General features: G+C 31.7%; 15 protein-coding genes. 10 read left to right on the top strand and 5 right to left on the bottom strand.

The window, feature by feature from the left end; translation table 11 throughout:
* Positions 1-183 precede the first annotated feature (183 nt).
* The 5 genes from J8H85_RS12315 to J8H85_RS12295 form a co-directional block, all read right to left on the bottom strand.
* The gene (locus J8H85_RS12315) at positions 184-867 is read right to left on the bottom strand and encodes a response regulator (RefSeq protein ID WP_209655505.1); all 684 of its coding nucleotides are present in this window, start codon (positions 865-867) and stop codon (positions 184-186) included.
* Positions 867-2912, bottom strand: a complete 2046-nt coding sequence (locus tag J8H85_RS12310; RefSeq protein WP_209655504.1) for a tetratricopeptide repeat-containing sensor histidine kinase — start codon at positions 2910-2912, stop codon at positions 867-869. Before J8H85_RS12310 ends, J8H85_RS12315 begins: the two co-directional genes overlap by 1 nt.
* Before the next feature lie 90 nt (positions 2913-3002).
* Positions 3003-3161 (bottom strand): hypothetical protein, encoded by a 159-nt coding sequence (locus tag J8H85_RS12305; protein WP_209655503.1) that lies wholly within the window; start codon positions 3159-3161, stop codon positions 3003-3005.
* Between the two features lie 213 nt (positions 3162-3374).
* Positions 3375-4097: a LytR/AlgR family response regulator transcription factor gene (locus J8H85_RS19100; protein ID WP_209655502.1), complete on the bottom strand. Its 723-nt coding sequence runs from the start codon at positions 4095-4097 to the stop codon at positions 3375-3377.
* A gap of 271 nt (positions 4098-4368) precedes the next feature.
* A complete protein-coding gene (locus J8H85_RS12295) occupies positions 4369-4722 on the bottom strand; it encodes a 4Fe-4S dicluster domain-containing protein (protein ID WP_209655501.1) in 354 nt (117 codons plus the stop codon).
* Positions 4723-4789: 67 nt separating this feature from the next.
* On the opposite strand from J8H85_RS12295, the gene J8H85_RS12290 reads away from it, so the two are divergent.
* The 10 genes from J8H85_RS12290 to J8H85_RS12245 all read left to right on the top strand — a co-directional run bounded on the left by J8H85_RS12290 (position 4790) and on the right by J8H85_RS12245 (position 14809).
* Positions 4790-5848 carry an acyl-CoA reductase gene (locus J8H85_RS12290; RefSeq protein WP_209655500.1) on the top strand — a complete coding sequence of 353 codons (1059 nt, stop codon included), beginning with the start codon at positions 4790-4792 and terminating at the stop codon, positions 5846-5848.
* 76 nt (positions 5849-5924) lie between these two features.
* The gene (gene serC, locus J8H85_RS12285; RefSeq protein WP_209655499.1) at positions 5925-6989 is read left to right on the top strand and encodes a 3-phosphoserine/phosphohydroxythreonine transaminase; all 1065 of its coding nucleotides are present in this window, start codon (positions 5925-5927) and stop codon (positions 6987-6989) included.
* Positions 6990-7121: 132 nt separating this feature from the next.
* Positions 7122-8072: a D-2-hydroxyacid dehydrogenase gene (locus J8H85_RS12280; RefSeq protein ID WP_209655498.1), complete on the top strand. Its 951-nt coding sequence runs from the start codon at positions 7122-7124 to the stop codon at positions 8070-8072.
* 169 nt (positions 8073-8241) lie between these two features.
* Positions 8242-8883, top strand: coding sequence for a DUF937 domain-containing protein (locus tag J8H85_RS12275; protein ID WP_209655497.1), 642 nt, complete (start codon positions 8242-8244; stop codon positions 8881-8883).
* Between the two features lie 326 nt (positions 8884-9209).
* Positions 9210-9647, top strand: coding sequence for a DUF6146 family protein (locus J8H85_RS12270; protein ID WP_209655510.1), 438 nt, complete (start codon positions 9210-9212; stop codon positions 9645-9647).
* A gap of 36 nt (positions 9648-9683) precedes the next feature.
* Complete coding sequence (locus tag J8H85_RS12265) at positions 9684-9986, top strand: DUF6787 family protein (RefSeq protein ID WP_209655496.1); 303 nt, start codon at positions 9684-9686, stop codon at positions 9984-9986.
* Positions 9987-10322, top strand: coding sequence for a hypothetical protein (locus J8H85_RS12260; protein WP_209655495.1), 336 nt, complete (start codon positions 9987-9989; stop codon positions 10320-10322).
* A 39-nt stretch (positions 10323-10361) separates the two neighbouring features.
* Entirely contained in the window at positions 10362-12761 is a 2400-nt protein-coding gene (locus tag J8H85_RS12255; RefSeq protein ID WP_209655494.1) for a TonB-dependent receptor, read from the top strand.
* Between the two features lie 18 nt (positions 12762-12779).
* A complete protein-coding gene (locus tag J8H85_RS12250) occupies positions 12780-13355 on the top strand; it encodes a type 1 periplasmic binding fold superfamily protein (RefSeq protein ID WP_209655493.1) in 576 nt (191 codons plus the stop codon).
* Positions 13356-13594: 239 nt separating this feature from the next.
* Complete coding sequence (locus J8H85_RS12245; RefSeq protein ID WP_209655492.1) at positions 13595-14809, top strand: hypothetical protein; 1215 nt, start codon at positions 13595-13597, stop codon at positions 14807-14809.
* Positions 14810-14822: the final 13 nt, after the last annotated feature.

The following is a 14822-nucleotide window of genomic DNA, read 5'->3' as shown; positions in this document are numbered from 1 at the left end:
GTGAGGGCAAAAATAAAATGTCTGTGTTAAACGCCGTGAGAAATAAAATCATTCACCGTATTTTTGCTGTAATAAAAAACCAAACTATTTATAAAAATAATTTGGTTTTATCATAGAAATCAATATGACATAGAACCACACTTTTAAGCCAGCCTCTTTTTGAGTTCTTATCTCAGTTCCAAATTATATAAAGCCTTTTTCTTTGGCAATAAAAAGCAACTCCTTATCATCTTCATTTTTCACATTAAATGTAAGCTTAAGCTGTCTTTTTCTTTTTTCAACGCCTGCTAACGAAAGAAATAAAATATCTGGCAGGTCTTTCATTCTTGTACCAATAGACAATTCATAAAGAAGTCTTCTATCAATATGGTCCAATAAAAAACCATTTACTAATTGTTTACGAAGTAATTTTATGACCGTTTTACTGTAGTATGGGGGGTCGTTCAATATGGCATCAATAGTATCTAAAAGTTCTTTAGGTGTGATATCATTTTTAATTAAAAACCCATCTGGATTTAAATTTTTGAAAATATTATGAATCCGGAAATTATCATTATATGTTGTTGCAACGATAATTTTAGTATTAGGCAACAATTCGTTTATTTTTAAACCTAAATCTTCTCCTGAAAGAATTTTTCCATCTTTCGATGGTGGCAATTTAATATCCAAAAAAACAATGTCTATTTCTTTTTTGGTTTTAAAAGCCTCATTAATTAACGCTAATGCACTATCACAATCATGAGTTATTTCTATTTTAAATTCAATGGGCTCATTTTGCTTGCTATAGTAATTAAGAGCAGTTCTGTATGATTCGGCAATCAAAGGATGGTCATCAATAATTAGAACTGAATATTTAATATGTTCCATTAGGGGTTATTTAAATTTTGAATTTTGATTTCAATTATTGTTCCTTCATTAACTTTAGAATAGATATTGAATACGGCATTGATTTTTTCCGCCCTTGATTTCATGTTTTTTATTCCAATACCTTTTTTCTTTCTTTTTATATTAAAACCAATACCATCATCTTTAATGGTCATTGTTAAATCTCCGTTATTGATCGAAAAATTTATTGTAACGTTTTTTGCTGAAGCATACTTTATAATATTCTGTATGGATTCTTGAATAATTCGATAAAGATTGACTTTAACAACTTCATTTATCTGTTGCCAATCGATATGATCATCAAACACCAATTCATATTCTATGTTACTTATTCTTCGTTTATTTTCTATTAATTTATGAATGATATCTGAGAAATGCGCCTGTGAGTTGTCAAAATTATCACTTAATTTATGAGATACTTCTCTTATTTCTTTTTCTATAACTTGCAGTTCATCCAAAAACAATTGGTGACTTTTTTTTAAATTTTCGTCGCCCTGAATATCTAAAAACCCAAGACCTACTCTTGTACCAAACAATTTACCTAATATGCCATCGTGTAATTCTTCGGCAATTCTGTTACGTTCTTTTACTTTTTCTTTTTCTAATTTTTCTTGCTGTTTTAATGTAATAAGATAAACTTGCTCATTGGCTTTTTGTTGTTCATTTTCTAACATTAATTTTTCGGTATTGGATTTTTGCATTCTAATAATAAACAATAGTCCAAAAATTAAAAACAGTCCAATACCGGTTATTATTATCCAAATTTTTTGTTTGGCCAAACGTTCGGTCTCCTCTATATACTCATCCGTTTCATATTCAATTCGGGTAAACTTATTTTGTATTTTTCGTTCTATTAATTGTAAGCTATCACTAAATTGAATATGTTTTTCTAAATATTTAGGGGAATTTTTTATATCTAATTTAGCTAATATTGATAAGGTTCGCAAATAATCTCTACTGTTTTTTATTTCTTCAGCTAACGAATTGGCTTCTTTGGCATAATTAACCGCCCTAACAGTATCTTGCTTAAAAGTGTAGTAATTTGACAAAAGGATTTTACTAGTTACAATGCCTGACTTATTATTTAAACTGTCTCTAATACGTAAAGATTCATTTAAGTGTTTTAGAACATTAATGGTATCTTTCATTAAAAGATTGCAATATGCTTTATTGCCTAAAACCCTAGCGTATTGATTTATGTCTTTTAGTTTTAAATTCTTATTGTCTAATACCTTATCAAAATAATTTAAGGCATCGGTATAATCACCCTTCTTTAAATATGTGTTACCAATATTATGTAATATTTCTTCTCTCGAAAAATCATTATCATCCATATCATTAAGATACTCAATAGCTTTATTATAATAAAATAATGCGCGGTCATACTCTTGCACATCATTTTGTAAAAGTGCTAAATGATTATAACAAGCATATAATGATTGAGCATTTTGTATTTTTTTAAACTTTTCTATTGCTTTAAAAGTTAAAACCTCGCTTCCTGAATAATCTTCAAAACGACCTTTAATATAGGCCATTCCGTACTGTGTTTTCGCTGACTCATATAAATGTCCACTTTTATCAAAATAGGTGTAGGCCGAATTAAAATGGTAAAAAGCGCTATCAAATACTTCTATTCTATTATAGTAACTAGCGTAATTCCAATGTAAATCGCCTAATGCAAAAGAGTCCTTCAGATCATTGGCAATGGCCATAGCTTCTTCATTTCTTTTTTTGAAGAGCGTGGTGTCACCTAATTTTAAATTTTGAAAAGCAATCGTACTTAAATTTCGAACTTGCACAGTATCTATTTCAGATTTTTTTAAATATAGATACGACTTTAAAAGAAATAGTTTTCTTTTAGCTAAGTTGAAATTTTCATTTTTTGATGCATTGATAAAATATGTGATGCTATCGTTTGCTGAGATTAAAATCTCTTTATTAGGGGTCTTTTTACCACAAGATTGGGTAATAATAAAACTTAATGGTATTAATAAAGCGAATATTTGAAATAAACGATTAATTTTCAAATGATTTTTGTTTAAAACAAATCTAAAAAAAAAGCCTTTAACGTTTACATTAAAGACTTAATTTATTTATTATAAAAGGTTTTGAAATGTTTATGGTTTAGAGCCATCGTCATTACTTGACCCATCATCTCCTGTGGCTTGGGTGTTTTCTAAAACACTCGTTTGGTTGTCGTTTAGTGATTGTGGTGTACACGATTGAACAATTGTTGATAATACTATGATGCTAAAAATTAGTTTTAAGGTTTTCATGATACAAAATTTTAAGATTTTACAATAGTTATTTTAGCCGTAAATACAGCCAGTAATTTTAAAAATTGTGCACAATTGGTAGCGTTATGATTTAGAACGCAAGAATATTCTTTAGCAAATTTAGAGACATACACTTAAACTAACTATATAAAAAACGTTGTTATAGTGAACGTTATGCCTCTGTGAGTAAAATGCGGCTTTATTATAGGGAAATCAATTTAAAGTGATTAAGGTATTGTGCGATAAAGCACTATTTATTAAATCTATATTTTCAATAAACGTTTTAGTGAAGGGAATTTTGTGTTCATTGTTTAAAATGCACATAGATTTTCCATAATGGATTCTGGAAATACAATTTCTATTGATGATGTAGCTTTTATGAATTCTTAAAAATGTTTTGGGCAATAAATCTTCAAACACTTTTAAGGTTTTATAGGCGCTAATTTTGGTACCATCAGACATATAAAAATCTGTGGTATTGTTATCTGCTTTTAAATAGAGTATTTCATCTACATTCAAATATTGATAATCTTTATAGGACTTCAAACAGATAGTTTCAATTTGTTTGATTGGGTGTCTTTTTTGATATCTTAAAAGACTTTTCCTTATTGAAAGCTCATTAAGAGGTTTCAAGATAAAGTCTGAGAAACCATATCTATAAGAATCAAAAGCTTTTTCTTTTGAAGATGCAAGAGCAATAAAGTTTGGTAATGTCTCACTATATTGGGTTATTTCAAATAGAAATTCTAAAAAATTGATTTTAACCGACTCCAGATTTATGAAGACTATCTCTGGTTTGGTTTTTAAAATAGTATTTAAGGCACCTTCTTGATCTTCACTAACCTCATAAAATGAGATTTCTGAAAATTCGTTACCAACAGTTTTTATAATTTCAACTGTTTTTTTATCATCCTCAATTATTAAACAACGTACCACCTTTTCTTTTGTGTCTAAATTACATATACGAAATAAAAAGTGCGCATGGAATTGGGTTACAATAAATAAGGGTGAAACTTACTTTTAATAAAATATTCAGACATATTTTGGGGTTTTACTTATTATGCCCAAAGCATTTTCTTTCTTTTGTCTTTTTAAATTTTAGTTAGTAAGTTATTTTAAAAATATAAAGTATAAAAAAATCCCAAGCAAAGCTCAGGATTCTATATTTTATATTGATAATTTTTATTTATCAATTGTTAATGGTCTTCTACCCTTCTGGGTGCATAAAGCGTTGTTTAGCCAAAAGCTCTTCTTCGGTTTCAACGTGGTCGTCATCTGGCACACAACAATCTACAGGACATACCGCAGCACATTGTGGCTCATCATGGAAACCTTTACATTCGGTACATTTATCGGGTACAATGTAGTAAATCTCATCGCTTACAGGTTCTTGTGCTTCATCAGCATCCACCTCTGTACCGTTGGTTAATACCACTTTACCTGATAAACTGGTACCATCTTTATAGCGCCAATCGTCTGCGCCTTCATATATTGCTGTATTTGGGCACTCAGGTTCGCAAGCACCACAATTTATACATTCGTCTGTTATAATAATTGCCATAGTGTATTTTCTTTCTAACTTTGTATTCGCAAAAATAACGCCAAAAGTATTCATAACCAAATTAAGCATGCAATTACAACAAAGAATTTACGCATTTGTGAAATTAGGAGATTTTTTAAGTCAATTTTCTAATGAAATTATTCAAAAGAAAGATAATATTGAACATAACGACGTATTCTTTGAAGGTTTCAAGCATCAATTAAAATTGGCAGAAGAACACAATGGCTGGTTCACAAAAGAAAATATAGCGTTTGCCATAAGCGGTTGGGTAGATTCTCTAACCCTAGATAATTTAACCAAATGGCTCGTCCCGTATAATATGGGCACAGTTATCCCAAAACAAGTGGCCATTATTATGGCTGGAAATATTCCGTTGGTGGGGTTTCACGATTTTTTATCGGTACTTATCACTGGGCACGATGTTTTGGTAAAGCAATCATCAAACGACAAACACCTGCTTCCCTATTTGGCTAAATACTTAGAATTTGTTGAACCTGGGTTTAAAGGAAAAACCTCCTTTACAGAAGATAAAATAGACAATTTTGATGCGGTAATTGCCACAGGCAGCAACAATACGGCACGTTATTTTGAATATTATTTTAAAGGGAAACCGTCCATTATTAGAAACAACCGAAATTCGGTAGCGGTTTTAACAGGACAAGAAACGGAAGACGACTTAAAAAACCTGGCCGAAGATATTTTTAGATACTATGGGTTGGGTTGCCGTAACGTTTCAAAAATTTTTGTGCCTAAAAATTATAATTTTGATGCCTTTTTCAATGGTTTGTACCACTGGCATCCGATTATAGATAAAGCAAAATACGCCAACAATTACGATTACAACAAAGCCGTTTATTTAATGAGCGAATTTGATATGCTTGAAAATGGTTTTTTAATGATTAAGGAAGACACAAGTTACGCATCGCCCATTGCCACCGTTTTTTACGAATACTACAATAACATTTCGGATTTAAACGAAAAGCTAAAGGCAGATAGCAACCAAATACAGTGCATCGTTTCAAAAGGTTTTACAGAAAAAGAAATTACTTTTGGCGCTACACAAAAACCACAACTTTGGGATTATGCGGATAGTGTTGATTCTATTGAATTTTTGTTAGCAATTTGATAAAAAAATTATTGAATTTTTAGCATTATTTTTCTAATAAATTAGCACCTTTGCATCTTTAAATTCTACAACACAAATGAAAAAACACAACTTTAGTGCAGGACCAAGTATATTACCACAAGAAGTCATCCTTAAATCTTCACAGGCAGTGCTTGATTTTAATGATGAAGGATTATCTATTTTAGAAATATCCCATAGAAGTAAAGCTTTTATTGATGTTATGGAGAAAGCCAGAGCATTAGTTTTAGAACTTATGGGACTTGAAGGTAAAGGCTATAAGGCATTATTTTTACAAGGTGGCGCAAGTACACAATTTTTAATGGTTGCCATGAATCTTTTAGAAAAAAGAGCTGGCTATTTAAATACAGGTGCGTGGAGCGCTAAAGCTATAAAAGAAGCTAAGAAATTAGACGATATTTACGAAGTAGCATCATCTAAAGATGCTAACTTTAATTACATACCTAAGGCTTACGATATTCCTGAAGATTACGATTATTTCCACTGTACATCTAACAATACCATTTTTGGTACACAAATGAAAGCGTTCCCTAACTCACCAATCCCTATGGTTTGCGATATGAGTAGTGATATTTTTTCACGTCAGTTAGATTTTTCACAGTTTAGTTTAATATATGCTGGTGCTCAAAAAAATATGGGGCCTGCAGGAACTACATTGGTTGTAATTAAAGAAGATATTTTAGGCAAAGTATCTCGCAACATTCCTTCAATCATGGATTACAAAATCCATATTGAAAACGGTAGTATGTACAATACGCCTCCAGTATTTTCGGTTTATACATCTATGTTAACTCTAGAATGGATTAAAAGTTTAGGCGGCATTAAAGCTGTTGAAGAACTTAATGAAAAGAAAGCACAAGTAATGTATTCTGAAATAGATTTAAACCCATTATTCAAAGGTTTTGCTGCAAAAGAAGATCGTTCGTTAATGAATGCTACGTTTACTTTAGAAAACGAAAATTTAAAGGAAACTTTTGAAACCATGCTTAAAGAAGCTGGCATAAGCGGTGTAAACGGACACAGAAGTGTTGGCGGATACAGAGCATCTATGTACAACGCTTTACCAATTGAAAGTGTAAAAGCACTTGTTGAGGTAATGAGCGAATTGGAAAGCAAAGCTTAACATCAGTTTTCAGTAGGCAGTAAAAGTTTTCAGTGCTTACTCAAACTTATAAAACAAAAAATTAATCAGAAGTATAAAGTATAATCGTTCTCGAAACTTTTAACTTTTAACTTTTAACTTTTAACTAAAAAAATGAAAGTATTAGCAAACGACGGTATTTCACAAACTGGTAAAGAAGCTCTTGAAAAAGGAGGTTTTGAAGTGATTACAACAACCGTAGCACAAGAACAATTAGCAAACTACATAAACGAAAAGCAAATTGACGTTTTATTAGTGCGCAGTGCAACCACAGTACGTAAAGACCTAATTGATGCTTGCCCAAGCATTAAAATTATTGGTCGTGGTGGTGTTGGTATGGACAACATTGATGTAGATTATGCAAAAAGCAAAGGACTACATGTTATCAATACACCAGCTTCTTCATCACACTCTGTAGCAGAATTGGTATTTGGCCACTTTTACGGATTAGCACGTTTTTTACATAACTCAAACAGAGATATGCCATTAGAAGGTGATGCTAACTTTGGAAAACTTAAAAAAGCATACGCTAAAGGTGTGGAATTAAAAGGAAAAACCTTAGGTGTTTTAGGATTTGGACGTATTGGACAAGCCACTGCAAAAGTAGCATTAGGTGCTGGTATGAAAGTTATTGCATTCGACCCATTTTTAGAAAAAGCTAATTTAGAATTAGAGTTTTTTGATGGCCAGAAAGTGAATTTCGAAATTAAAACGATTTCTAAAGAAGAAGTTTTAAAACAAGCTGATTTTATTACATTACACGTTCCTGCACAAAAAGAGTACGTTATCGGTGCTCCAGAATTTGAAATGATGAAGAAAGGTGTGTTCATTGCAAATGCAGCTCGTGGTGGTGTGGTAGATGAAGTAGCTTTGGTTAAAGCTATTGAAAGCGGTAAAGTTGCTGGTGCAGCTTTAGACGTTTTTGAAAACGAACCAAAACCAGAAATGCAATTATTAATGAATTCAGGTTTATCGTTAACGCCTCATACAGGTGCAGCTACAAACGAAGCCCAAGATAGAATTGGTACCGAACTAGCGGAACAAATAATAAGCATCTTAAAATAGGAAACAATAAAAAAATTGTGACCTAATAGATTTAATGGAGTCCTAACTTATAGTTGGGACTTTTTTTGTACCTTGAAATGCCAACTTTTGAAAAGTTCAAAGTTCAAAGTTGGAAGTACTGAGTTAAAAAATCGTAAATAACAAATCGTAAATCATAAATAAAAAAATCATGTCAGGAATTTTAGACTTATTAAACAGCGACCTTGGTAAAACCATTGTTAATGGTGTTTCTAATCAAACCAACCAACCCGCTAACAAAACACAAGATGTATTAACTATGGCTTTGCCAGTTTTAATGGCGGCTATGAAACGTAATGCCTCTACACCTCAAGGTGCTGAAGGATTACTTGGTGCTTTAAATAGCGGTAAACACGATGGAAGTATTTTAGAAAATCTTGGAGGTTTATTCAGTGGTGGTGTAGACGCCAATGTTTTAGATGATGGAAGCAAAATTTTAGGACATGTATTAGGTGGTAAACAACAAAACGTTCAAAATGCTATCAGTCAAAAATCTGGTATTGATGCTGGCTCCGTAGCACAAATTTTAAAAGTAGCTGCCCCTATTTTAATGGGTGTTTTAGGTAACAAAGCGAAACAAGAAAATGTAAATAGTGCCAGTGGTATTGAAAGTTTGTTAGGAGGATTGCTTGGTGGTAGTTCTGCTAAAAACGAGCAAAGCTTTTTAGAATCTATTTTAGATGCCGATGGCGATGGCAGTGTTATAGACGATGTTGCTGGTATGGTTTTAGGCGGCTCTAAAAAGAAAGGCGGACTTGGTGGTTTACTAGGTGGGCTATTTGGAAATAAATAGAAAACAACTTCATACTTTATTAAAAGAGGCTGTCTGAAAAGTATCAACAAGTGTCATTCTGAATTTATTTCAGAATCTTAACTCGCTGACAATCAATATTTATTAGAAACTGAAACAAGTTCAGTTTGACAATATATAGACTTTTCAGGCAGCTTCTTTTTTTATTAAACCAATTCAAAAACAACCATTTAAGGAATGATTTTTGTAATTTTAAGTAAGAAGAAAAGACTATGTTACTAACTCAAAAACAGGGTTTACTCATTCATGCTTTTATAAAAGTATATTGGGTAGTAGTTTTGGATAAAGAATCTTAAAAACTTAAAATGATGAAATCAATTATATTTATATTACTCATTTGTGGTTTTGCTATTGGTTGCAATACTACAAAGACCAGTACTGCTAATAAAAATGAGCTGTTAGAAAACACTAAGTTAAGTGACACGGTTAGTATTTCCAACGAAGAACTGGAATATGAAATCATCATTATAGAACCAGGTTTTAACTCTTGGTTAGTAAGTATGGCTAAACCCGAAGGTTTCTACTCGCAACAATACTTAGAAAACAGAAATTTAATTTATGTTAACGAATGGAACAATCGTGTGATACAACCTCAACGCTACAACCCCAATTTATACGAAATGCAAATTGATTATCAGAGCGGTATCGATTATGGTTACGAAGTAAATTACAAATTATATAACTATTTTATCTTTTTTCAAATCACCTATAACCAAAGATTAGGACCATTTATTCCTCGAATTTAAACTTGTTTACTTACTTTTGCACCATAAATAAGGTTTGTGGAAAAATTAAAAGAACGCTGGGGTATTGAACAGAATTGGCAAATAATTATAATTTTTATTGTATTTGCTATTACAGGTTCTACCGCATCATTTATTGGAAAACCCATTTTAAATTATCTAAACATTACTTCTGAAAACTTTGGAAGTTTTGGATATTGGGTTCTTCGTATTGTTTTACTATTCATCATGTACCAATTCATGTTAGTTTTCTTTGGCTGGTTATTTGGTCAATTTAATTTTTTCTGGAATTTTGAAAAAAAGATGTTAAGGCGAATAGGTTTAAAACGTCTAATAGACTAAATGAATAAAATAAAGGAACATATCGTTTTTAAAACAATAACAACAGCACTCGCATTGTTGTTGTTAGTTCCTTCTGGTGCTAAATTTGCCCATATTTTTGCACACCATACACATGATATTTGTAAAGGAGAAAAAGCAACGCATTTACATGAAGTAAATACAGATTGTGATTTTTACAAATTCAAATTAAGCTCAACATATTATTATGTAGTTTCTGAATATATAGGCTTTATAAAAACTCCTTCGCATTCAGATCCTATAATTACACCATACAATTATCTTAAAAATCATTGGCAATTACCTTTTTCGTTAAGGGGTCCTCCTGTATTAGTATAATTTTTATTCTAAAATACTTTATACTAAAACAAAAGACCAATGAAATATATTTTATTGACTTTTTTGCTATTTGCTTTGGGCATAGTAAATAGTCAAAATTGTTCCTATTCCTTCTCTGGAGAAATTCATGATTTTCATGATGGGTCATCCATTGAAGGAGCAACTATATACATAGAAAGCCTTAATAAATATGCCATAAGTGATAAAAATGGGAAGTTTATTATTGAAAACTTGTGTAAAGGGGAAATAACGGCTTCAATATCTCACATAGGTTGTGAAACTGTTTCTATTGATATTAATCTCAATGAAAGCGTCTTCAAAATAATTAATTTAGAGCATCATATAGAATCTTTAGATGAAATTAAAATTGAAGGGCATACTGGAATTAAAAAAACTAAAACAGCGCAAGAAACCATTTTAAAAACCCAAATTATAGAAAAATATAGTGCGGGCAATCTTGGAGATGCTTTAAAGGAAGTTAGTGGCGTATCGTCCATTAATACTGGTAATACCATTGTTAAACCTGTAATAAATGGGTTGCACAGTAGTAGAATAATTACCCTATCCAATAATGTTATTTTACAAGATCAAGAATGGGGCATTGAGCACGCACCTAATGTAGATATTAATACGGCCGGAACCGTTTCGTTAATAAAAGGTTCTGGTGCATTAGCTTATGGCGGTTATGCTCTTGGAGGCGTAATTGTTTTAAACCCTAACAACGTTACTAAAGCAGATTCTTTATATGGAAAAACCATATTAAGTGCTCAAACTAACGGTAGAGGAACCAACATAAGCAGCACATTAACTAAAACCTATAAAAGCGGTTGGTATATAAACGGACAAGGAACACTTAAAAGGTATGGCGACTTTAAAGCGGCAAATTATTACTTAACAAATACGGGGTTAGATTCTAAAAGTTTTTCACTTAATAGTGGATTTAACGCTTTTGAAAAAGGCTTTAACATCTATTACAGCTTTTTAAATAATAACATTGGCATTTTAAGCGCCTCACACATTGGTAATATTGAAGATTTGGTAAATGCTATAAATAACAAAGAACCCTTAGTTATTGAAGATTTTAGATACAGCATCGATGCTCCAAGACAAGATGTTACCCACCAGATAGCAAAAGCGAGTTTTTATAAACGCTTTAAAGGTATTGGTAAGCTAAACCTCCAGTACGATTATCAAAACAATAAACGTTTTGAGTATGATGTACGGGTTGGAGACGATAAAAACAAAGCTTCCATAGATTTAACTTTACAAACACATGCCTTAAGTTCAAACATAAAAATTGATAAGTTTGACAACAAAGTTTTTGAGATTGGGTTTAACGGAGAATACCAAAACAATTTTGCAAACCCTGATACGGGTATAAGACGCTTGATACCAGATTATGACAAATATAGTTTTGGTGCGTATGCAACCTCGGAATGGACATTAAATGAAAACACGCTATTTGATGCTGCTTTGAGATATGATTACGTTAATATAGACTCTAAAAAATTCTATCAAAAAAGCCGTTGGGAGCAACGTGGTTATGATGTAGATTTTAGCAATATTATAATTGACGATTTAGGCACTCAATTGCTTGCAAACCCTAAATTTCAATACCATAATATCTCTGCTTCAACAGGATTAACCCATCAGTTTGATTCTAAAAACTCCATATTAGCGAACTATAGTTTATCAAACAGAACTCCAAATCCATCAGAACTTTTTAGTGAAGGATTGCACCATTCTGCTGCTAGAATTGAATTGGGCGATTTACGGATAAAACAAGAACAGTCTAACCGGTTTTCTGCTTCATACAATTTCAATTCTGAAGGTTTACAACTAAATTTAGAAGGTTTTTATAATAACATTCATAATTTTATTTATGTACAACCAACGGGGGTAGAACAAACCATAAGAGGCTCTTTTCCTGTGTGGGAGTACCAACAAACAAATGCTATGTTGCTGGGTGCAGACCTAAGTTTGAATGTGGATGTAAATGAACATTTTCAATTTGGAAATAAAACATCTTATACAAAAGGTAGAGATTTAACTCAAAATAGAGATTTAATTGATATGCCATCTTTAAAAACAGTAAACACAATTACTTATAATAACAAAGGTTGGAAAAACTTTAATGCTGAGTTAAAAAGCGAATGGGTTTTTAAACAAAATGAATATCCAAATAATAACTTTGAAACTTATGTAGCAACAACCGATTCGTATGTTTTGGTAGATATCAGCACGCCTCCACCCGCTTATCATTTGTTACATTTTTCAAGTGACATCACATTGGAAACTTCAAAAAAAACAAATTTAAATATCGGATTAAACATTAGTAACATTTTTAATACTTCTTACAGAGAATACCTTAACCGATTAAGATATTTTGCCGATGATTTAGGAAGAAATATAATGGTACAATTAAAATTTAATTATTAATAATAAAAATACAATCACATGAAAACATTAAAATATTTATCGCTTTTATTTATAACATCATTAAGCTTAACAGCTTGTTCTTCAGACAATGACCCAGAACCAGTAAATGAAGAAGAGCTAATCACAACTGTAACTGCTACATTTGTGCCTCAAGGTGGTGGCACAACCATTACACTAAAATCTCAGGATCTTGATGGTGATGGTGGCAATGCTCCTGTAATTACCGTTTCTGGAAAATTTGAGCAAAATAAAACGTATAACGGCACTGTAACATTTTTAAACGAATCTGTAAATCCTGCTGAAGATATAACAGAAGAAATTGAAGAAGAAGGAGACGAGCACCAAATATTCTATATAAAAACAGGCTCACTTAACGGCTTTACTTATAGTACTGATGCTAATAATCTTGACTCTAATGGTTTACCTATTGGGTTACAAACCGTTTTCAATACTACTAATGCTGCTTCTGGAAACTTGACAATAATTTTACGTCATGAACCAAATAAAAGCGCATCGGGAGTTTCAAATGGCGATATTACAAATGCTGGTGGCTCAACAGACGCGTCGGTAACTTTTTCCATTGAAGTTGAATAAAGGAAATGTCTCATTAATTTTTTTTAAAACACAAAAAATTCATTCACAGTTTTTTTAGCCTACGGCTAACTATAGGGATTCATTTATGCCATACAAGCTTGATTTATTAAAGTCGAGTTTGTTGGCAGAATTAAATTCGAATAACATAATAGCCTCAAAAAAATCTTGATTATCATCAGGACAGGCATGCTATGTTTTATTGTTAACAATGGCAAAAACATAAAAACAATATATAAATTATGAAATCAAATTTTTCAAAATACTTACTTTTATTAACATTAGCCATTTTTTCATTCTCTTGTTCTAATGACGATGATGATGCAGATCATCATTTAGATGACACAAATAAAGAATATAAATACTTGCGTTTATTAGTTTCTGATGAAACTAGCAACGAGTTAACTTTAGTAAACCCTTTCACTGAAGAAATAACTTTTTTTGAAGCAAAACATCCCAAATCTGCTTTATATACAACAGAGTCTGGAAGATATGCAGCCTTAATTCATCGAGAAAATAATTTTGTTGAAACTTTTGATAGTGGATATGAATTCCACGGTGACCATGTAGACGCAAAAGGCACTCCTAAATTTGGTGCCATGATAGGAACATCGTTATTACCTACTCATTTTAAAAGTAAAAAAGGAGAATTAATGACCTTTAATGATGGAGATGGCACATTATCCGTTGCAAAAGAATCAGACATACATACACCTGGAGCTACATTACAAACGATCAATACAGGTTTATTAGCACATCATGGTGCTATGGCTACCTTTTCTAACGGAACTTACGCCATTACCGAAAAAGATAATTCCATAACTGGTACTTTACCTGAAAGAGTTAAAGTTATTGGAGCAGATGGTACAACGATTCATGCGTCTAAAATAGCTACAAATGGTATTCATGGTAATGCTTCTGATGGAACTTATGCCGTTTTCGGGACCGCAAGTGGTGTTTTAGTAGTAGAAAGTAATGGAAACCAAAAGTTAATTCCTGTGCCTTCTGGTTTTGGGACTGCTTGGTTTGGAACTATTCTTGAAACATCAATTAACGGAAAATTTATTGGATATACTGCTGCAAAAGGTGCTTATTTGATAGATGTTGTAACAGACATAATAGAACCTATTTTTGAAAGCACTAATATTATGCAATGCAAGGTTAGCTATAACGAAAGTAAATTAGGCATCCTTCTACATTCTGGAGAATTAAAGATTTTTGATATTGCAACCTTATCTCAAGACAATAGTGCTACTGTTATAAGCAATACAGAAACAACATCTACACAAAAGCCTCAACTTATTTTTTCTGAGAGATTTGCTTACATTACTTTACCGTCTAGTGGAGAAATTATCCAGGTAAATTTGAAAAACATATCGAGTACTAAAAAATTAAAAGTATCCGGTACGCCTTACCGACTTACATTTATTGGATACGAAAATAGTGTAGATCACTAATTTCTTAAATTCA

It is taken from the genome of Mariniflexile gromovii (genome assembly GCF_017814435.1).
GTDB classification, from domain to species: domain Bacteria; phylum Bacteroidota; class Bacteroidia; order Flavobacteriales; family Flavobacteriaceae; genus Mariniflexile; species Mariniflexile gromovii.
The sequence above is the reverse complement of the archived record's forward strand: the minus strand, read 5'-3'. Positions and strand labels throughout refer to the sequence as shown.

Bases quoted from the DNA above. Each gene is read 5' to 3' on its own strand.
- J8H85_RS12315 (WP_209655505.1), bottom strand. From the start codon at position 867: ATGGAACATATTAAATATTCAGTTCTAATTATTGATGACCATCCTTTG.
- J8H85_RS12275 (WP_209655497.1), top strand. From the start codon at position 8,242: ATGTCAGGAATTTTAGACTTATTAAACAGCGACCTTGGTAAAACCATT.
- J8H85_RS12260 (WP_209655495.1), top strand. From the start codon at position 9,987: ATGAATAAAATAAAGGAACATATCGTTTTTAAAACAATAACAACAGCA.
- J8H85_RS12290 (WP_209655500.1), top strand. From the start codon at position 4,790: ATGCAATTACAACAAAGAATTTACGCATTTGTGAAATTAGGAGATTTT.
- J8H85_RS12280 (WP_209655498.1), top strand. From the start codon at position 7,122: ATGAAAGTATTAGCAAACGACGGTATTTCACAAACTGGTAAAGAAGCT.
- J8H85_RS12295 (WP_209655501.1), bottom strand. From the start codon at position 4,722: ATGGCAATTATTATAACAGACGAATGTATAAATTGTGGTGCTTGCGAA.
- J8H85_RS12270 (WP_209655510.1), top strand. From the start codon at position 9,210: ATGAAATCAATTATATTTATATTACTCATTTGTGGTTTTGCTATTGGT.
- serC (WP_209655499.1), top strand. From the start codon at position 5,925: ATGAAAAAACACAACTTTAGTGCAGGACCAAGTATATTACCACAAGAA.
- J8H85_RS12255 (WP_209655494.1), top strand. From the start codon at position 10,362: ATGAAATATATTTTATTGACTTTTTTGCTATTTGCTTTGGGCATAGTA.
- J8H85_RS12245 (WP_209655492.1), top strand. From the start codon at position 13,595: ATGAAATCAAATTTTTCAAAATACTTACTTTTATTAACATTAGCCATT.
- J8H85_RS12250 (WP_209655493.1), top strand. From the start codon at position 12,780: ATGAAAACATTAAAATATTTATCGCTTTTATTTATAACATCATTAAGC.
- J8H85_RS12305 (WP_209655503.1), bottom strand. From the start codon at position 3,161: ATGAAAACCTTAAAACTAATTTTTAGCATCATAGTATTATCAACAATT.